The organism is Thalassospira sp. A40-3 (genome assembly GCF_015871485.1).
In the GTDB taxonomy this organism is placed as follows: Bacteria; Pseudomonadota; Alphaproteobacteria; order Rhodospirillales; family Thalassospiraceae; genus Thalassospira; species Thalassospira tepidiphila.
The window spans coordinates 2,541,164-2,560,882 of record NZ_CP065428.1; the positions used below are offsets into that span (position 1 = coordinate 2,541,164).

Genomic DNA, 19,719 nt, shown 5'->3' on the forward strand with positions numbered 1-19,719 from the left:
CGGGCCAGTTTTCCGACGCAATCGGAACGGGCGAATATCGCATCACAACTGGTTTCATGCCGCGTCTAAGTGGCATGAACCCGATATTGCTCAAAACCCTGATCCAACTTGCTGCGTCCAACAAAAAACCGGCTCCCAGCGGAACGGTTGGCAGTGACGCGCAGCTCAAAAATCGCATCGTCCTATTTGCGGACGAAGCCGTCGCCCTGCCCGACTGGGGGATTTCAGGGCTGCCGTCCATGATCCTCGGCGCGGCACCGCAAACCTGCCTGTTCGTCAGCGACCTCACTGTCGATGATGACGGCGATGACAAGGACGATACCGGCGGTTCCGATAGCAACAGCGATGACGCGTCCGATGCAACGGCCAGCGGATCGGTATCTTTCTCCCTGACCATCAAGGCCCCGCCTGCCGCCGACAGCAGCCTTAAGTCGCGCACCATTGTCTGGAAGCTGACATTGCCCGTTGCGGGCTTTCGCGATGTTCAAACAGGTGCCAGCACCCCGCCCGTGCACGCCCCTGTGATCAAAACCCGCATCAAGCTGGGTGGCGTTATCCGTGATGTCGAAATCGGCCTTCTGGAAATGGGTCCTCTGGATCAACCACTTCTGATCGGCAAGGACACGCTATCAAACAAATTCCTGATCCGCCCCGACCGGCCCGAAGATCAGAAGATGCCAGCCGCCCCAACGGTTGACCTGACACCGGCACCCGCCGAGACGCCAAAGCCTGACGGCAGCCAGCCCGACCCAACGTCGGAAAAGGATCAACCGGCAAGCACAGGCGATACAGATCCCAAGGCAAAATCCGGGGACCAGACCGACGACAAGGACAAAGCCGCTTCTCCATCGGACTCGGGCGCGGGGACGAAGCCTCCGGCAACGGATACCACGGACACCAAGGCAACCAACGATACCAAAACTGATCCGGACAACAAGGCCCCCGACGAAACCGCCAAAGCCGCACCAACCGAGACCACGACGCCAGACGCCCCTGCGGCGTCTGATACGTCAAATGCGGCACAGGTAAACGATCAGCCTCAGGATCAAGAACAGCCAAAGTCCGAGGCAGGCGATGCCGCCACCGCCCCGGTGCCACAACCCTCTTCCGACGGCACGCAAGCGTCGGACGCGCCCCAAACAACCGCATCGCCGGAAAGCCAAGCGGCGTCAACCGATGCCACCTCCGCCGAAACGACGGACAAATCAGAAAACGCAACTCAATCCGACACAACACAAGCTGAGCCTGCAAGTTCGCAGTCAGACTCAGATGAAGACAAGACACCAACCCAACCTGCAGATACTCCGTCCACGACCGATACGGCTCACCCAGCGGCCCCGGAAAAAGAACAATCCTGATAAGCCTTTAAACCATAAGCGCCAGACTCCCCTCGCGCCATCCGATAACGGGTGGCGCATTTTTTTTTGCTGATCGAAGTAATTTTTGCTGCACGCCATCTTGTAGTTCTGCTGGGTGACCACATCTAACTTTCATAACAAAAAAACGAACCCCAAACGCGGTTGGGAAAAGGCAAAACCAATGACCATCGATCTGGACTTATCCCGTCTGTCGCGCAGGTCTGCGCTTAAGGGCTGGTTTGCCGCAGGCTCGGCACTTATCGGCAATTCCATTCTGTCACCGGTCTCCGCTGCCAGTGAAAAGACCCTGCTTGCGACCCCTACCTGTGGGGAGGATATCGGACCGACACGCGCCATGACCGAAGGCCCGTTCTATAGCAAAAATCCACCGGAGAAACGCAACTTCCGAACGCTTGGCAACGGCACGCCGGTGACCCTGCTAGGCTATGTGCTGAACTCGGCCTGCACGCCGATTGCCAATGCGATTGTCGATCTGTGGCATGCGGACTCAGATGGCCGTTATGACAATCAGGGCTTTAACATGCGCGGCTATCAGCGCACTGACGGCCAGGGACGCTATTACTTCGATACCATCCGCCCGGCCGAATATGCCGGACGCACCCCGCACTACCACGTCAAGATCACCCCGCCCAATGGCCGAACCCTGACCACCCAGCTTTATTTCCCGGATGAACCGCTTAACGAGCTTGATCACCTGTTTGACAGCGCGCTTCTGATGAACATGCATCCGGCAAGTGACGGCGAAATCGGCCGGTTTGATTTCGTTCTGGGCTGATGCCTGGTCACGGGTATCCCTAACCGAGATTTATGGTTTTACAATCGGGTAATCATCCAAACTGCTGCCATCAGGGAGGCGATTATTTTCTGGTTTGATCAAAGCGATACCAAATTCCAAATCCTCATGGCCTGTTGGGCCGACAATTACTAGCGCACGCCGAATAGCGCCCGATTCATCAAACAATATGTACGAAACCATACCTGGTCTGTCGGGTGGAAGATCGATCTGTTTAGTTCTTCCAACAAGCGTGCTCGCCAAAGCTGATTTCGTTACATCTAAGCTTTGGTCGGTCATTGAAACCACGCAAGTTTTGTTTTCCACCAAGGTCAACAATACGTCCACACTATTGTAATCCTTGTGCTCATACTGCCAAATACTGGCTTCGCTCTCTGGAAACGCTGCGTCTATTCGCTCCTGAGAAACAAGGTAAGGCGCAATCTGGGGATCAGTAACAAGTACAGAAAGGTCGTCTAGGTTAGCAATACAACGCTTGTTGAATTCATCCGAAGCAAGGCCTTGTGGCACTTCATAAGTTGCAAGCTTCCATAGCTTTCCTCCCGCCACGGTAATTACCAATGCAACGAAGAAGAAAATCCAGAACCTTCGCTTTTCTTTGCGAGTCTCACCAATCACCTTACTAACACCTTTTTTAGATTCTCGTGTCGCGAGCATATATAAACCTGATGCACGCAAAACCGTATCTCCGAATTCAGTCTTCGTCGATCTGAAAGATCGAAATGGGGTTGCACAAACTTGGCGCGACGGATAATGTTAACAAAGTTAACATAAGAAAAACGAGTTACGTGCAAATGGGAAAGTATCACCACGGTGATGTCCGGAATGTCCTCCTGCAACAAGCTGAAAACATCCTGACGAACGAAGGCCCGGCTGGTTTGTCGCTACGCCGTCTGGCGCGGCTGACCGGTGTGTCGGAAGCCGCCCCCTATCGCCATTTTGACGGCAAGGATGGCATTTTGGCGGCAGTTGCGATTGCTGCCTTTGAAAGGTTCGCCGAACAACTTGAAAGCGCTGCGGAAAGTCACCCCAATCACGAAGAACGCATCATGGCGCTGGGGGCTGCCTATGTGCAGTTCGCGGTCGAAAACCCGCAGCATTTCCGTCTGATCTTTGGCCGCGAACGCCCGCCACTCGATCAATATCCAGAACTGCGCGATGCCGCCGATAACGCCTTTGACGTCTTGCAACGCGCCGTCACATCGGTTGATCGCAAGGCCGAAATGACCCTGGCCGAGGCCGCCAGTGCCTATAACCGGGCACTCGCCGCTTGGAGCCGCGCCCACGGCATCGCCATGCTGGTGATTGATGGCATGATCGTGCCGCCCGCTGATCAGGATCTTTCAAGTTTTGTCCTGGGCCTTCTGGCCGAAGATTTGACCATGCCGGTCAACACCGACAAAGCCCCTTAAACCTTAACGGGCAGCCGCCTGTTACCAACCGGAAAATCAGATGGAATACGCAACCGTCAAACTCATACACGTCATTGGCGCCATCCTGTTTTTGGGCAACATCATCGTATCCGCCGTCTGGAAAATACAGGCAGACCGGACCAATAACCCGGTCGTCATCGCCTTTGCCTGTCGCCTGATCAACGTCACCGATCTTGCCTTTACCGCGCTTGGTTCGGCCCTGATCGTGATTGGTGGCATCGGGCTTTTTCATGCGACCGGCATCGCGCTTTCAGAGGCACCCTATCTGATCTATGGCATTGGTCTGTTTGGCATGGCAGCAATGCTGTGGTTGGTGGGCTTGCTCCCGCTTCAGATCTATATGTCAAAGATCGCGGCCCAGACCGTGGCAAACGGTGAAACCGAAATGCCCGCAAGCTATGAGAAGTGCCGCCGGCTTTGGAACATGGTCGGGCGGATTGCCATCCTGTTTCCGCTGGGCGCCCTTTACCTGATGATCATGCGCCCCGACTTCTAAGTGGTGGGCGCAACATGCTGCGCCTTCCACCATACGGAAAGCCGTTTTATCTGATTGATCGCCTTTTGGCGCAGGCCCTAAGATGCCGCCAGTTAATTGCATCAAAGAAAACGTCCCGGGAGAAGTCCAATGCTGACCATCAAACGCCTGTCCATTGAGGATGCCTATATCCTGATCGAAGGCGCGCGCAACCGTGCCAATGAAATCGGGGTGCCGATGTGCATCGCGATTACCGACGAATCCGGTGTGCTGATCGCGTTTGAGCGCATGGATGGCGGCAAGGTCACCAGCACCACCATCGCACAGGACAAATCCTTTACCGCATCGGGCGCACGCAAGGGTACGCATGAATATGCCGCCGCTGCCCAGCCAGGCAAACCGGCCTATGGTATTGATTCGGAAATCGGCGGCCGTCTGTCGATTGTTGCGGGTGGCCTGCCAGTGTTCGTTGATGGTGAATGCGTCGGTGGTATCGGCGTCAGTTCCGGCACCCCGCCGCAGGATCAGGACTGCGCCCAGGCCGGTATTGATTTCTTCATGAAGAAAATCGGCAAGTAATCTGATGAGGACGGGTGGAAATCGGGCCTGTTGATCAGGCCGTTTTCCGCCCGCAAATCAGGAATTCAACATTGCCTTCGGGGCCAGTGATCGGGCTTTTGGTGATGCCAAGCACTTCCCAGCCCGGAAGATTTGCCAGCCAGTCGGAAATGGTATCGCAGACTTCCTGATGCAGTTCAGGTTCGCGAACGACCCCCTTTTTGCCAACTCGTTCCTTGCCGACTTCAAATTGCGGCTTGATCAGCGCAATCAGATAACCGCCCGCCTTGACCCGCTCCATACTGGCCGGAAGCACGGTACGAAGCCCGATAAAGCTGGCATCGCAAACAACGATATCAATGGCATCAGGGATCTGTTCTTCGGTCAGGTGGCGCGCATTGGTCTTTTCCATGACCACAACGCGCTCATCATTGCGCAGCTTCCAGTCCAGCTGCCCCTGCCCGACATCGACGGCATAAACCTTGACCGCCCCGTTCTGAAGCAGAACATCGGTAAAGCCGCCGGTGGAGGCGCCGACATCAACCGCGATAAACCCGGTCACGTCGATCTCGAACTCGGCCAACCCTTTTTCAAGCTTGAGCCCGCCGCGTGACACCCACGGATGGGGCTGCCCGCGCAGCGTAATGGAAATGTCTTCCTTGCACGGCATGCCCGGCTTATCAAGCCGTTGCTCGCCACTAAAGACATTGCCTGCCATGATGAAAGCCTGCGCCTTGGACCGGCTTTCCACCAATCCACGTTCCACAAGCAACTGATCCAAACGTTTCTTTGCCATGAGCGCGTTTTAACGCACCCGCCCAAAAAGGTCACGCATTTGGTGTCGCTTTTAAACCGGAATCAGCTGGCCAGCGGTTCGAGGTATCCGCGCGGCACAATCGCCAGCAGATCATTAAGCGACTCACCCTGAACCGCCACATGCTGCTGCATCAGTTTGCCGGCAGTCTCGGCCTCGCCATTGGAAATGGCACTGAGGATATCGGCATGTTCATTGTTGGATTTCTTGACACGCCCCGGACGGTGCAATTGCAGGCGACGATAAGGTGCCAGTCGGTTGCGCACATTCTTGGTCTGACGTTCAAGGAAACTGTTGCGGCATCCGGCATAGATCGCCTCGTGGAAGCGCACATTGGCCTCGTAATAGGCGTCCGCATCAGCATGGTCCTTAAGCCCGTTGCACTCTTCGGACAGCGCAATCAGGTTTTCGATATCGACACGCGGCATGCGTCGTGCGGCGAGGCGTGCGCACATGGCTTCAAGTTCGGCCATGACTTCGAACATTTCAATCAGTTCGGCAACCGTGATCGAGGCAACAATAGTGCCGCGGCGTGGCATGGTCGCAACCAGTCCCGAACCGGCAAGCGTCTGAAGCGCTTCACGCACCGGCGTACGTGAAACACCGAACCGTTCGCTTAACGAACGCTCGTCAAGTTTGTCGCCAGGCTTGAGCACACCGGTCACGATATCGCGTTCAAGTTTCTGGACCAGATCGGTGGCAAGCTTTCCGTTTTGCGACATGTGGGACCTCGTTTTTCGTCACTTACTGGTATACCAGAACACATATTCTGGTACCAATCAAAGCCTTTTCGATGCTGCTTTGCGATGATTTCCTGCTGCATCGCAAAAGTTCAGGCCCGGTTTTCCTAAATCCCCCGGCAAATACTAGGGCGCGGATTTGTGGCACTGCAAAATGACGTTCTGGTATACAAAATTGCGTGGACAGCATGCCAGAAATCTGTAACGCTTTCTTCCAATGCGAAAACCGCATCAATAATAAGACGCGCAAAAAGCCGTCAAAATGCATTCAAAACGCATGCTTCATCCGGGAGGATAAAGATGAAGATTTTCAAGAAGACTCTTACGGCGTCTGTTGCCGCCATCTCCATGTCTGTTGCTGCCTTTGGCATGTCCGCATCTGCTGGTGCCGAGACGCTCAAGCTGTCTCACCAGTGGTCGACCAGCGACATCCGTCACAAGGTTGCACAGATCGTCGCCGATGAAGTCAAAGCCGCAAACGTTGATCTGGAAATCCAGATCTTCCCGTCCGGCTCCCTGTTCAAGGCAAAAGAACAGTGGACCCCGATGACACGCGGGCAGCTCGACATGATCGTTTATCCGCTGGCCTATGCCGGTGGTCGTGTTCCGGCAACCAACCTGACCCTGATGCCGGCACTGGTCAAAAACCACGATCATGCCAACCGCATCAACGAATCCCCGTTCATGGCTAAAATCGAAGAACTCCTGAACGAAGATGGTGTTGTAACCGTTGCCAAGGGTTGGCTGGCCGGTGGCTTTGCCTCGACCAAGGGCTGCATCCGTAAGCCGGAAGACGTCAAAGGACTTCAGATTCGTGCCGCCGGCAAATCGTTCGAGCAGATGCTTGAAGGTGCCGGTGCATCCATCGCCGCCATGCCGAGCTCGGAAATCTATCCGGCCATGCAGACCGGCGTTCTTGATGCCACCAACACCAGCTCCTCAAGCTTCGTTTCCTATCGTATCTACGAGCAGGTCAGCTGCTACACCCCGGCCGCAGGCAACGCACTGTGGTTCATGTATCAGCCGGTCCTGATGTCGAAGAAAAGCTACGACAACCTCAATGATGCGCAGAAAGAAGCCCTGGCTGCTGCTGCGAAAAAGGCTGAGGAATACTACACCACCGAAGGCCGCAAGCAGGACTCTGACAGCATCGACGTCTTCAAGGAAAACGGCGTTGAAATCGCCGAGTTGACCGACGAAGACTTCGCTGCATGGCAGGCTCTGGCCAAGGAAACCTCCTACAAGAAGTTCGTTGAAGAGACCCCGAACGGTCAGGAACTTCTTGATATGGCACTTGCAGTCGAGTGATCGGTTCTTGACGTGAAGTGATGGTGGTGCCGGTCCGTCCGGCACCACCCCATTCCTCAAAATACAAAAATATAGACCAATACGGTTCCGTCAGAGGAGAACGCGCGTGTCGAACGCCATGTCCCCGCACCCACTTCCGATTGATCTGCCAGACGATTTCACGCAGACACCAAGTGCGTCGCATTCCGTTAAATCAGATATGCCTCCCCCGCCTGATGTCGAGCCGATCGACCATCAAAACGCCATGGCCGCAAACCGGTCCCAGGCGCCAAAGGGCCCGCTTGATGGCGTCATTTCTGCCATCCATTTCCTATCGCGCATTTGCGGGATCGCATCGGCAAGCATGTTTGCCATTGCGATGCTGATCATCTGCCAGCTGGTCTTCATGCGCTATGTGCTCAATGAATCCACCGTCTGGCAGACCGAGGCCGTCATCTTCCTGATGATCGGCGCAACACTGGTCGGCCTGCCCTATGTTCAATTGCTGCGCGGTCACGTCAATGTTGACCTGTTCCCGATGTACCTCAAACGCGGCGCCCGCATGACCCTTGCCATCCTGACCCTGTCATGTGGCATGGCGATCAGCGCCCTGTTTGGCTTCTATGGTCTGGAACTGGTGATCGAGGCATATGAAGGCGGCTGGTTGTCTGAAACCATCTGGGCCGTCGCACTCTGGAAACCATACACCGCGCTGCCAATCGGCTTTGGCTTGCTGTTCTTGCAATTCTTTGCCGATTTCCTGTCGCTCATCACCCGCAGATCGACACCGTTCGATATTCGCGACGACATTTCCTAAGGAGGCCGCATCATGGATCCCTTGCTTCTTGCGGCCGTTGTCGGCATCGCAACCACTCTTGTTCTTTTCTCCGGCATTCCGGTCGGTATCGGCCTGCTTCTGGTCAGTGTTGGCTTCATCATCACCTTTGATGGCACCGGATCACTGCCGCTGTTGCCGGAAATCCTGTTCGGCAAACTCGAAAGTTTCGAAGTTCTCGCCATCCCGATGTTCATCCTGATGGGCGCGGTTGTTGCCTCGTCTCGGGCCGGTGGTGACTTATATTCGGTTCTTGACCGCTGGCTGACCCGTATTCCGGGCGGGCTTGTGATTTCAAACCTTGGCGCCTGCGCGATCTTTTCCGCGCTTTCGGGTTCGTCGCCTGCCACCTGTGCCGCAATCGGCAAGATGGGCATCCCGGCGATGCGCGAACGCGGCTTCCCCGATACGGTTGCGGCCGGCTCGATTGCCGCTGGCGGTACGCTGGGCATCCTGATCCCGCCAAGTGTGACCATGATTGTTTACGGCATCTCGACCGAAACCTCGATCGGGCGCCTGTTCCTTGCCGGCCTTCTGCCGGGTCTTCTGGTCACCGCCCTGTTCATGGCCTGGTCGCTCTATTCGACCTGGCGTCAGGGTAACGCCCAGGCCGCCCTTGGTGTAGTCAAATACACCTGGAAGGAAAAGTTTGAAATCCTTCCGCGTGTTCTGCCCTTCCTTGTCATCATCGGTGCGGTTCTGTTCGCCCTTTATGGCGGTGTTGCGACACCTTCGGAAACGGCCGGTGTGGGTGCACTGTTCTGCCTGATCACCGCGATGATCGTTTATCGCATGTGGAAACCGGGTCAGCTTTGGAATGTCATGCGTGACACCACCAAGGAATCCGTAATGATCCTTTTGATCATCGGGGCTGCCGGCCTGTTTAGCTACATGCTGTCATCGCTGTTCATCACCCAGTCGATTGCACAGTGGATTTCCGCCCTTGAGGTCAACCGTTGGGTTCTGATGGGCTTCATCAACGTGTTCCTGCTGATCAGTGGCTTCTTCCTGCCGCCGGTCGCAGTCATCCTGATGAGCGCACCGATCCTGCTGCCGGTGATCATCAATGCCGGTTTCGATCCTTACTGGTTTGCCGTGATCCTGACGATCAACATGGAAATCGGTCTTATCACCCCGCCGGTTGGTTTGAACCTGTATGTCATCAATGGCATTGCACCCGATATCCGTCTGCAGAGCATCCTTAAGGGCGCCTTCCCTTACGTGATGTGCATGATCGCAGCGATCATCATTCTGTGCTTCTTCCCGCAGATCGCCACCTGGCTTCCGGAAACCATCATCGGAGGACGCTAATGTCAGGCATGTCTGTCAAAAGCTGGCTTTCAAGCATTGCCGACCGTGGTCGTGAACTGCTTGATCTGCCACTCTCGACCCCACAGGACCCGCTCAAGCAGCTTGGCGCCATGTGCAAGGACCTTGTTTCGCAAAAGGGCGAGGCACGTGGCACCGCGGCTGCACGCGAAGTGGTGCGGCTTTGGGAAAACCTGCCCGAAGAAGACCATCTGGCCTTCTTCCGGATGATGCAAAATGACTTTAGTGCTGATCGCGCCAAGGTCACCAAGGCCGCCGAGGCCTTTGCCAAGGACCCGTCCGAGGCAAACCTCGCCGTCCTGACCCAAACGTCCGAGCCGATCCGTCAGGAACTGCTGCGCAAGATCAACATGGCACCGGGGGGCACGCGGGCCATTGTCGATATGCGTGAAACCCTGATCGCGCTTCTGAAAAACAACCGCGATCTTGAACCGCTCAATGCCGACATGCAGCACCTGCTGACCAGCTGGTTCAACCGTGGCTTCCTTGAGTTGCGCCACATTGATTGGGATACCTCGGCGGCCATCCTTGAAAAACTGATCCGCTATGAGGCGGTCCATGAAATTCAGGGCTGGGAAGATTTGCGTCGTCGTCTGGCGACCGACCGGAAATGCTTTGCCTTCTTCCATCCGGCCATCCCCGACGATCCGCTGATCTTTGTTGAAGTCGCCCTCGTGCACGGTTTGGCCGATAGCGTTCAGGCGCTTCTGGCCCCGGAAATCGATGAAAAGGCCCCGGAAACTGCCAACACGGCGATCTTCTATTCGATCAGCAACTGTCAGGCGGGCCTTAAGGGGATTTCGTTTGGCAACTTCCTGATCAAGCAAGTGGTCGAGGAACTCAAACGCGAATTCCCGCAGCTCAAACAATTCGCCACCCTGTCGCCCATTCCGGGCTTCATGGGTTGGCTGCGCACCCGCCAGAAAAGCAAGGCCGACGACGCCGAGCTTGCCGGTCAGGTGCTGGACGGGCTTAGCGAAGACGACTGGATCAACGATCCGATCAAGGTCGCCAAGCTGCAAAAACCGACTTTGGCGCTGTGTGCCACCTATCTTGCCACCTGCAAACGTGGCAAGTCCCCGCTTGATCCCACTGCCCGCTTCCATCTGGGTAATGGTGCACAGCTTGAACGCCTGAACTGGCTTGGCGATACCTCCGAAAAGGGTTTGCGTCAGGCGGGCGGCATGATGGTGAACTACGCCTATCACCTCAATGATATCGAGAAAAACCACGAAGCACTGATGAATGACGGAAAGATCGCCACATCGAAATCCGTCGCACAGCTTGCCGGAATTTAAACAGGTATGACCATGTCAGATAATCTTCTTCAAACATTTCTGGACCGTTTTCCGGCCGACAAATCCCGCACGTTTCTGATTGAACGCGACGGCACCGAACGCAGTTTTTCGTGGCTGCTTGATCGCACCGGTCGTTATGCCGCCGTGCTGGCATCCCATGGTGTGGTCAAGGGTGATCGCGTTGCCGCACAGGTCGACAAGTCATCCGATGTGATCGCGCTCTATCTGGCTTGCCTGCAACTTGGCGCCATTCACCTGCCGCTCAACACCGCCTATACCGGTGATGAAATCGCCTATTTCCTCGGTGATGCCGCACCGCGTGTCTTCGTCTGCCGTCCGGCCCATATCGACGCGGCCAAGGAACTTGGTGACAAGAATGATGTCGCGGCTGTCCTGTCGCTCGGTTCAAACGGCGATGGCAGCCTCAATGACGAAGCCGCAAACGCCACCGCCATGACCGACATCGTCGCCGCCGACAAGGATGATGTTGCGGCCATCCTTTACACATCGGGCACAACCGGCCGGTCCAAGGGCGCGATGCTGACCCATAACAATCTGGGCTCGAACGCCAAAACCCTGCATCAGGCATGGGGCTTCAAGCCGGGTGATACTTTGCTGCATGCCCTGCCGCTGTTCCACACCCACGGGCTGTTTGTTGCGATCAACATCATGCTGATGAATGGCGGCAAGGTGATCCTGCTTCCGAAATTCGATGCCGATGACGTGATCGAACGCCTGCCGCAATCAACCGTCCTGATGGGCGTTCCGACCTTCTATACCCGCCTGCTGGCCCATCCGAAATTCACCAAGGATGTGACCGCCAACATGCGCCTGTTCGTCTCGGGTTCGGCCCCGCTTCTGGCCGAAACCCATGACGCGTTCTTTGAACGCACCGGTCACAAGATCCTTGAACGCTATGGCATGACCGAAACCTGCATGAACACGTCCAACCCGCTCGATGGCGAACGCCGTCCGGGTGCGGTTGGCCCGACCCTTCCGGGGATCGAGGCCCGCGTTTGTGACAAGGATGGCAATGTTCTGGGGGCTGGCGAAATCGGCGTGCTCGAAGTCCGTGGTCCGAACGTTTTCAAAGGTTACTGGCAGATGCCGGAAAAAACCGCGTCCGAGTTCCGGTCTGACGGCTTCTTTATCACCGGCGATCTCGCCACCATCGGTGAGGACGGCTATGTCACCATCGTTGGCCGCGACAAGGACCTGATCATTTCCGGTGGCTTTAACGTCTATCCCAAGGAAGTCGAAGAAGTCATCGCCGAATATGACGAGGTCGACGAAGTCGCGATCTTTGGCCTGCCGCATCCGGACTTCGGCGAAGCCGTTGCCGGTGTGATTGTGGCCGCCAATGGCGATAAAGCCGATCCCGAAGCCATCATCAAACGCACCCAGGACAAGCTGGCGAAATTCAAGGTGCCCAAGCGCATATGGGTGATCAAGGAACTGCCGCGCAACACCATGGGCAAAATTCAGAAGGCCCAGTTGCGCAAACAATACGAAGACACCTTTACCTCCCCTGCAGCATAAGCGTTGCAGTCTTATACTCCCGCTGCCCGGAGCCTTTCCTGCTAACAGAAAGCTCTTTCCCGCAGCACCCATCGGGTCTCTGACCCTACCTCCCCGGCCGGATTTATCTGGCCGGTTTTTTTTGCCTGCACGCCCAAAACCCGAACGTCACCAAGTCCGCCGTTATGCAATTTTTAGGGAATAACGCCAAACAATGCTAAATTAGACAACGACCAACAACCAATCTGAAGGCCTGTCGTAGGGACCAGCACGAAAGTAACTGGGATTGATGACCAAGCTTGATGACGCAATAGACCGGGTTTCGCGCAACATCGCCCAGACCGGCGCCCTGACGACCGAGGCATCGCGGCGCTACGAACAGATGTTTGCCGATTTCCGCACCGAACTGGACCGCGCCCTTGATGCAGCCGATACGCTTGCCGATGCTGCCGGGGCGACCATGGCGATACTCGAACAGGCATCAAACCTTTTGCGCCAAAGCTTCCCCAACCCGCACCCGCGCGCCTGTCGCGATCAATGCAGCGCCTGCTGCCACCTGTTTGTCAGTGTCCCGCCCGGCGTGACCGACCTGATCGCCGCCCACATCACGGCAAATTTCACCACGCCACAGATCGATGCCCTGAAAGATCGCCTGCGCAGTGCCGCAACCGACATCGAACAGTTTACAAAAACCGCCGACGTCCGGGTACGTTGCCCGTTGCTTGATGAACAGGATCGTTGCAGCATTTACGCCATCCGCCCGCTGACCTGTCGTGCCTTCACCTCGGCCAATGCCGGTCTGTGCCATGCCATGGTCTTTGGCGACAGTACGCAGCAATCAACCCGCATTGATCAGGATCCCGGCCATTACCGCCTGCATATCGCAGCGACCGAGGCGCTTCAAAATCTCGCAACCCGTCGCGGCCTTAACGGGCGTCAGGAAGGCTTCGTTCACGCCCTGCTTGATCGGCTTGAAAACGGGTCAGCATCCGCCTGATACAAACGCCTTGCAATTTCGCACAAACAAGACCATTTCCCCAGAGTTCCTCAAGGGCTGCGCATCCGCCCGGCCTTGCCATCGAAACCAAATGGGGCAGACATGGATAACCCGTCCGCAAAATCACCACGCGTGGCCTTTGTCACCGGTGGCGCCCAGGGCTTGGGCCTTGGCATCTCAAAGCATCTTCTGGGCCTTGGCTGGAAGGTCGCGATGTTTGATCTTGATGCCGATGCGGGCGAGGACGCACTTGATAGCCTGACGGACGCTGAACGCGACCGCACATTGTTTCTGCAGGGCGACGTCGCCAATGAGCCCGACATCAAACTTTGCATCCAGCAATGCGTTGACCGGTTTGGCCGCATCGATGGCCTGATCAACAATGCCGGGATTGCCAATCCCCATGTTCCCAACATCGAAGACCTTGAATGGGATCAGTGGCAACGCGTGATCAATGTCAATCTGGGCGGTGCGTTTCTGGCGACCAAACACGCGACACAGCATCTGCGCGACACCAAGGGCGCAATTGTCAATATCGCCTCCACCCGCGCCTTCCAGTCAGAGGCTAATACCGAACCCTACGCCGCATCCAAGGGCGGGATCGTTGCCCTGACCCATGCGCTGGCCGTCAGTCTTGCCGGTGACATTCGCGTCAACGCCATCGCACCGGGCTGGATCGAAGTTGGCGACTGGCAGAAAAACGCCAACAAAACCAAACCTGACCACAGCGAAGCCGACAAGGCCCAGCACCCGGTTGGCCGTGTCGGTAAACCTGAAGACATCGCTCAGGCCGTCTCCTTCCTGCTGGATGGCGATAAATCCGGCTTCATGACCGGCGAAACCATCCGCATTGACGGCGGCATGACGCACAAGATGATTTACGTTGACTGACGAACGCCAGGAACGAAAAAGGCCGGTCTGTCATTTCCGACAACCGGCCTTTTTTTATTCTCGAAATCTTTGATCTGATCAGGCGCGCGCCTTGCTTTCGCTCATGCCAAGCGCGCCAAGGGCGGTCTTGACGATGGCCTTGGCATCAAGCCCGGCCTTCTCGTACTGGATTTCCGGCTTGTCATGATCAATCAGCGCATCTGGCAACGCCATGGTGCGGATCTTAAGGCCGTTATCAAGCAACCCGTGGCCTGCCATATGTTGCAGGACCATCGCGCCAAAGCCGTTGATCGATCCTTCTTCGATGGTAATCAGGACTTCGTGGTTGCGCGCCAGATCAGCAATCAGTTCATGATCAAGCGGCTTGGCAAAGCGCGCATCAGCAACCGTCGCAGGAAGCCCGCGTGCGGCAAGATCTTCGGCGGCAATAAGCGCCTCGGCCAGTCGCGTGCCATAAGACAGGATGGCAATCTTGCCCCCCTCGCGCAGGATACGGCCCTTGCCGATTTCAAGGACTTTGCCCTCGGTCGGCATTTCAACGCCAACACCCTCGCCACGCGGATAACGGAACGCAGATGGTCGATCATCAATCGCCCAGGCGGTTGTGGTCATATGCACCAGTTCGGCTTCATCAGCCGCCGCCATCAAAACAAAGTTCGGCAGGCACCCAAGATAGGCAATGTCATAGGCACCGGCATGGGTCGCCCCATCAGCCCCGACCAAACCGGCACGGTCCATGGCAAAGCGCACCGGCAGGTTCTGGATCGCAACATCATGCACGACCTGATCATAACCGCGCTGCAGGAAGGTCGAATACAGCGTGCAGAACGGCTTGTATCCTTCGCACGCCATCCCGGCGGCAAAGGTCACGGCGTGCTGTTCGGCAATCCCGACGTCAAAGGCTCGATCAGGGAAATGATCGGCAAAGATATTCACCCCGGTGCCCGACGGCATCGCGGCGGTGATTGCGGTAACTTTCTCGTCCTTCTCGGCAAGCTTGACCAGCGTTTCGCCATACACCTTGGTGTAACTCGGCGCATTCGGGGTCGGCTTGGCCTGTTTGCCGGTGACGACGTCAAACTTGGCAACGCCATGATATTTGTCGGCGGCATTTTCCGCCGGGCCATAACCCTTGCCCTTTTGCGTAACGGCATGGATCAGGATCGGGCCATCAACATCGGCATCGCGGACGTTTTTCAAAACCGGCAACAGATGATCCATGTTGTGACCATCAATCGGCCCGACATAGAAGAAACCCATTTCTTCAAACAGGGTGCCGCCCGTGACCATGCCACGGGTATATTCTTCAAGCTTGCGCGCGGCCTCTTCGATCTGGCGCGGCAGATGCTTGGTCAGGCCCTTGGCCGCATTGCGCAGCCCCTGATATCCCTTGCCCGAAATCAGGCGCGACAGATAACCCGACATCGACCCCACCGGCGGTGCAATCGACATGTCGTTATCGTTCAGAATCACGATCAAGCGCTGATCGGTGGCGGCGGCATTGTTCATCGCCTCATAGGCCATGCCCGCACTCATCGACCCGTCGCCGATGACGGCAATCACGTTCTTGCGCTTGTCGTCCGATAGCTGGTTGGCGACTGCCATGCCAAGCCCGGCCGAGATCGAGGTGGAGCTATGCCCCGCCCCGAACGGATCATATTCGGATTCGGATCGTTTGGTGAAACCGGACAAACCGCCACCCTGACGGATGGTACGGATACGATCACGCCGCCCGGTCAGGATTTTATGCGGATAGCACTGATGACCCACATCCCAGATCAAACGATCATAAGGCGTATCAAACAGGTAATGGATCGCAACCGTCAGCTCGACCACACCAAGTCCAGCGCCCAGATGCCCGCCGGTCACCGATACCGCATCAATCACCTCGGCGCGCAACTCGTCGGCAACCTGCTTCATCTGGGCAGGCTGCAACTTGCGCAGCTCTTCGGGGGTGTTGATGGTATCCAGCAGCGGGGTCTTGGAGGTCGTGCTCATTCCGATCTCGATTTCAATTTTTTATATGGCGTTGGTTCGGGTCAGGACCCAGCAACAGGGTGACTGTTATGGCGCCATGTTGCAAGCTGCGTAAAATAGCGAGGTTCGACCGAATTAGCGACCCTGAATTTCACCGGTTTTTACCTTATCGAGGAAACGGTGGATCACTTGCTCGACAGTGCGGTGAATGGTGTCGCGATCCTGACCAAAATCGCGGCATAAATAGCCAAAATTCTCTGCAATATATGGGGTGCATTTTGGCAAGAAGGAATAGTGCCCCGCCCCCTTGACCTTCACAAACTTTGCCCGCCCGCGCAACAGCTTGCGAAAGTGTGCGGCGTTAACATGGTCATGCAGGATTTCGTCCGTATCGGCCTCGACAAACAGCATCGGGATATCGATATCACTCAATCCCGCATCGGTCGCCGCCACGCCAAAGGCTGGTGCAATCGCGATGATGGCAGCAATCCGCTCATCACGCTCGGACACTACCGGCCCGCCATACACATTGTGCAACCGATCAAGGTGATCATCGCTTGGCGCGTGCTGGCAAATCACGTGATCCGTATCAGCGTTGATTTCGCAGTAATCCTGCCAGGCCTTGGCATCAAAATCCCACCCCGCCAGCTTCAGGACCGTCGCCCCGCCTGCCGAATGGCCAAGGGCATAGATTTTATCTTGGTCAATCTGCGGCCCGATTTCGTCATGCGCCAGTAACAGATCAAGCGCCAGACGCATTTCCTGGGGGCGGCGCTCGATAATCGCCAATTGCCGCGCTTCGGACGCATCAAGGTAATTGTCGCCATGATGCTGTGGGGCCGCAACGATATAGCCCCGCCGTGCGAGATATTCCGCCAACCAGAACTGATTGAACCGATGCCCTTCCGACCCATGCGAAAACAGCACGATGGGAAACGGGCCATCATCGGCAAAGGCGGCCCCGCGCGAAGCACTGGAAACCACGCCCATATGGCGCACCGAACTTTCCGGTGCTGTTGCCGGATACCAGATCGCTAACGGAAACGGGTCCTTGTCAAACAGCCGGTCGCGAAAACCGGCTGTATATGGCGCATGATCGGTCATGGTTATGATCTAGGGCCACGGCCGCTTAACGGCCGCGTTCAACCACAAAACGTGCCACCGCACGCAGCGGTTCGGCCTCATCGTCAAAGCAGTTCAGATGATTGATCGCCTGATCGCACAGCATTCTGGCCTGTTCGCGGGCCTGATCAAGACCCAGCAATTTCACGAAGGTTGATTTTTCCTGATCAACATCCTTGCCGGCCGTCTTGCCCAGTTCTTCCGAACTTGCCTCGACATCAAGGATGTCATCCTTGATCTGGAACGCCAGCCCCATGTCGTGCGCGTAGGATCGCAGCGCCAAACGAATGCTTTTCGGTGCCTTGCCAAGGATCGCCCCGGCTTCGCAGGCAAAGGCAAACATCCGCCCGGTCTTAAGCAAATGCAGGTGTGTGACCTGCGCCTGATCAAAGCTCTGTCCTTCGCCGGCCAGATCGATCATCTGCCCGCCGACCATGCCATACGGTCCCGCCGCACGGGCAAGGGCACGGACAAGATCGGTGCAAACGCGCGGATCAGGATGGGTGTCCTCGTCGGCCAGCACTTCAAACGCCTGGGTCAGCAACGCATCACCGGCCAAAATCGCCGTCGCCTCGTCAAACTGCTTGTGGCAGCTGGGCTTGCCGCGACGCAGATCGTCGTCATCCATTGCCGGCAGATCATCATGGATCAGCGAATAGCTGTGCACCATCTCGACCGCGGCGGCCACACGAAGGGCCGAGCGGCGCGATACCTTGAACAACCCAGCAGAGCTCAGCACCAGAAACGGCCGCAGGCGTTTGCCATCGCCCAGCGTCGAATAGCGCATCGCCTGATACAGGCGCTGCTCGATCTGGCCATTGGCGCGGGGCAGGATCCCGTCAAGCGTCTCGCCCAGATCAGCAGACGCCGCACTCAGTTCGGCAATCATGTCGTAACTCACGACGGTCTCCGATTATTCAATTTCGGTCGGGGTTGCCGACGGGCGGCCATCCGCATTCAGGGTGATTTTTTCGATGCGCTCTTCAGCCGCGCGCAGTTTGTCCGCGCAATGGCGTTTCAGCGCCGCACCGCGTTCATAAGACGCAATGGCGTCATCAAGCCCGACCTGACCCTGTTCAAGCTGACGCACAAGGGTTTCAAGCTGCCCAAGCGCCTCTTCGAAACTCAGTTTCGCGATATCTTCAGGAAGTGCGGGAGATGCAGTAGCCTCGGACATGTAAGCTCCATTTCTTAGATCGGCGCGGAGTTTACGCGCAAGTCACGATCAGGGCAACCGAACAGAACGCAATTTCGTCGTACTGAAACGCTTTTGTCAGGCAACAGCTGGATGAAATCGGCTGCCCTTAATGGGCCCCCATCAATGTGCGGACATGTTGCACGGCACTGGTCGCAAGCGACGGCAAATCATAGCCCCCTTCAAGCAAGGACACCACACGCCCACCGCACTGCTCGTCGGCAAGATCCATTAACTGCTTGGTCATCCAGACAAAATCATCCGCCACATAGCAAAGCCCCGCCAGCGGATCATTCTTGTGCCCGTCAAAGCCTGCCGAAATGATCAGAAGTTCCGGCTTGAACGCGGCAATACCCGGCAAGACCGTCGAATTGAACGCTTCCTGTACTTCGGCAGTGCCCGATCCGGCAACCATACCGACATTAAGGATATTGTTGGCACATCCGCGTTCGCTTTCGGCCCCGGTGCCGGGATAAAGCGGCCATTGGTGGGTGGAGCAATAAAACAGGTCCGCATCATTATAAAACAGGTCCTGAGTGCCGTTGCCGTGATGGACATCGAAATCCATCACCGCCACCCGCTTGATGCCGAATTTGTTGCGCGCATGGTGGGCCGCAATGGCGGCATTGTTAAACAGGCAAAATCCCATCGCGCGGTCATATTCGGCGTGATGGCCCGGCGGTCTGGTGGCGACAAAGGCATTCTTTTCATGCCCCTCCATCACCGCATCGACCGCGACACAGGCCCCGCCAACTGATCGCAATGCCGCCCTGCCCGACCCCGGCGAGACGTATGTATCACCATCAAGCGGCTCGATGCCGTGGTCGGGGATGCTTGCCATCACCTTGTCGACATAGGCCGGGTCATGCACTTTCTTGATCAGGTCGATATCGCCCAGCGGCGCTTCTTCGCGGTGAAGAAACATGAATTCCTCGGCCTCGAAAACGCGCTGGATCACGCGCAGACGATCGGCACATTCCGGGTGTCCCGGGCCGGTATCATGTTCAATACAATCGTGATGGGTCACGAACAAAGTCGCCATTTTTCTGCGTCGCCTTCCTGAATGGTCCGATATGGT

The 19,719-nt window shown here is 56.5% G+C and carries 20 protein-coding genes; 12 read left to right on the forward strand and 8 right to left on the reverse strand.

Annotated elements, in window-relative coordinates; all coding sequences use genetic code 11:
* The first annotated feature begins 56 nt into the window (after window positions 1-56).
* Entirely contained in the window at window positions 57-1,358 is a 1,302-nt protein-coding gene (locus IT893_RS11615; RefSeq protein ID WP_197145268.1) for a hypothetical protein, read from the forward strand.
* Between the two features lie 181 nt (window positions 1,359-1,539).
* A complete protein-coding gene (locus IT893_RS11620) occupies window positions 1,540-2,154 on the forward strand; it encodes an intradiol ring-cleavage dioxygenase (protein WP_197145269.1) in 615 nt (204 codons plus the stop codon).
* Between the two features lie 30 nt (window positions 2,155-2,184).
* On the opposite strand, the gene IT893_RS11625 is transcribed toward IT893_RS11620, so the two are convergent.
* Window positions 2,185-2,850 (reverse strand): hypothetical protein, encoded by a 666-nt coding sequence (locus tag IT893_RS11625; RefSeq protein WP_197145270.1) that lies wholly within the window; start codon window positions 2,848-2,850, stop codon window positions 2,185-2,187.
* A 116-nt stretch (window positions 2,851-2,966) separates the two neighbouring features.
* Between IT893_RS11625 and IT893_RS11630 the strand changes: the two genes are divergently transcribed.
* The 3 genes from IT893_RS11630 (at window position 2,967) to IT893_RS11640 (ending at window position 4,659) form a co-directional block, all read left to right on the forward strand.
* Window positions 2,967-3,584: a TetR/AcrR family transcriptional regulator gene (locus tag IT893_RS11630; RefSeq protein ID WP_197145271.1), complete on the forward strand. Its 618-nt coding sequence runs from the start codon at window positions 2,967-2,969 to the stop codon at window positions 3,582-3,584.
* Window positions 3,585-3,624: 40 nt separating this feature from the next.
* Window positions 3,625-4,101, forward strand: a complete 477-nt coding sequence (locus IT893_RS11635; RefSeq protein ID WP_197145272.1) for a DUF2269 family protein — start codon at window positions 3,625-3,627, stop codon at window positions 4,099-4,101.
* A 129-nt stretch (window positions 4,102-4,230) separates the two neighbouring features.
* Window positions 4,231-4,659, forward strand: coding sequence for a heme-binding protein (locus IT893_RS11640; RefSeq protein WP_008891292.1), 429 nt, complete (start codon window positions 4,231-4,233; stop codon window positions 4,657-4,659).
* A gap of 34 nt (window positions 4,660-4,693) precedes the next feature.
* Here the strand turns inward: IT893_RS11640 and IT893_RS11645 are convergent, their stop codons facing one another.
* Together IT893_RS11645 and IT893_RS11650 are read right to left on the reverse strand one after the other, a co-directional pair.
* Entirely contained in the window at window positions 4,694-5,434 is a 741-nt protein-coding gene (locus tag IT893_RS11645) for a TlyA family RNA methyltransferase (protein ID WP_197145273.1), read from the reverse strand.
* 62 nt (window positions 5,435-5,496) lie between these two features.
* The gene (locus tag IT893_RS11650) at window positions 5,497-6,174 is read right to left on the reverse strand and encodes a GntR family transcriptional regulator (RefSeq protein ID WP_008891290.1); all 678 of its coding nucleotides are present in this window, start codon (window positions 6,172-6,174) and stop codon (window positions 5,497-5,499) included.
* A gap of 318 nt (window positions 6,175-6,492) precedes the next feature.
* Here IT893_RS11650 and dctP point away from each other — a divergent pair, with 318 nt between their 5' ends.
* From dctP to IT893_RS11685, 7 genes are all read left to right on the forward strand, one after another.
* Entirely contained in the window at window positions 6,493-7,500 is a 1,008-nt protein-coding gene (gene dctP, locus IT893_RS11655) for a TRAP transporter substrate-binding protein DctP (protein WP_063087123.1), read from the forward strand.
* A gap of 106 nt (window positions 7,501-7,606) precedes the next feature.
* Window positions 7,607-8,296, forward strand: a complete 690-nt coding sequence (locus IT893_RS11660) for a TRAP transporter small permease (RefSeq protein WP_008891288.1) — start codon at window positions 7,607-7,609, stop codon at window positions 8,294-8,296.
* A gap of 12 nt (window positions 8,297-8,308) precedes the next feature.
* Complete coding sequence (locus IT893_RS11665; RefSeq protein WP_008891287.1) at window positions 8,309-9,625, forward strand: TRAP transporter large permease; 1,317 nt, start codon at window positions 8,309-8,311, stop codon at window positions 9,623-9,625.
* Window positions 9,625-10,941 carry a malonyl-CoA decarboxylase gene (locus IT893_RS11670; RefSeq protein ID WP_008891286.1) on the forward strand — a complete coding sequence of 439 codons (1,317 nt, stop codon included), beginning with the start codon at window positions 9,625-9,627 and terminating at the stop codon, window positions 10,939-10,941. Before IT893_RS11665 ends, IT893_RS11670 begins: the two co-directional genes overlap by 1 nt.
* Before the next feature lie 12 nt (window positions 10,942-10,953).
* Window positions 10,954-12,480 carry a malonyl-CoA synthase gene (locus tag IT893_RS11675; RefSeq protein ID WP_197145274.1) on the forward strand — a complete coding sequence of 509 codons (1,527 nt, stop codon included), beginning with the start codon at window positions 10,954-10,956 and terminating at the stop codon, window positions 12,478-12,480.
* 268 nt (window positions 12,481-12,748) lie between these two features.
* The gene (locus IT893_RS11680; protein WP_197145275.1) at window positions 12,749-13,456 is read left to right on the forward strand and encodes a YkgJ family cysteine cluster protein; all 708 of its coding nucleotides are present in this window, start codon (window positions 12,749-12,751) and stop codon (window positions 13,454-13,456) included.
* 102 nt (window positions 13,457-13,558) lie between these two features.
* Window positions 13,559-14,347, forward strand: a complete 789-nt coding sequence (locus tag IT893_RS11685) for an SDR family oxidoreductase (protein ID WP_197145276.1) — start codon at window positions 13,559-13,561, stop codon at window positions 14,345-14,347.
* 78 nt (window positions 14,348-14,425) lie between these two features.
* Here the strand turns inward: IT893_RS11685 and dxs are convergent, their stop codons facing one another.
* The 5 genes from dxs to IT893_RS11710 all read right to left on the reverse strand — a co-directional run bounded on the left by dxs (window position 14,426) and on the right by IT893_RS11710 (window position 19,683).
* On the reverse strand, window positions 14,426-16,345 hold the full coding sequence (gene dxs / locus IT893_RS11690; RefSeq protein ID WP_120225082.1) for a 1-deoxy-D-xylulose-5-phosphate synthase: 1,920 nt from the start codon (window positions 16,343-16,345) through the stop codon (window positions 14,426-14,428).
* Window positions 16,346-16,459: 114 nt separating this feature from the next.
* Window positions 16,460-17,428: a prolyl oligopeptidase family serine peptidase gene (locus tag IT893_RS11695; RefSeq protein ID WP_197145277.1), complete on the reverse strand. Its 969-nt coding sequence runs from the start codon at window positions 17,426-17,428 to the stop codon at window positions 16,460-16,462.
* Window positions 17,429-17,453: 25 nt separating this feature from the next.
* Entirely contained in the window at window positions 17,454-18,335 is an 882-nt protein-coding gene (locus IT893_RS11700; protein WP_008891280.1) for a polyprenyl synthetase family protein, read from the reverse strand.
* Between the two features lie 24 nt (window positions 18,336-18,359).
* Window positions 18,360-18,623, reverse strand: a complete 264-nt coding sequence (locus IT893_RS11705) for an exodeoxyribonuclease VII small subunit (RefSeq protein ID WP_008891279.1) — start codon at window positions 18,621-18,623, stop codon at window positions 18,360-18,362.
* Window positions 18,624-18,750: 127 nt separating this feature from the next.
* The gene (locus tag IT893_RS11710) at window positions 18,751-19,683 is read right to left on the reverse strand and encodes a histone deacetylase family protein (RefSeq protein WP_064790060.1); all 933 of its coding nucleotides are present in this window, start codon (window positions 19,681-19,683) and stop codon (window positions 18,751-18,753) included.
* Window positions 19,684-19,719 lie beyond the last annotated feature (36 nt).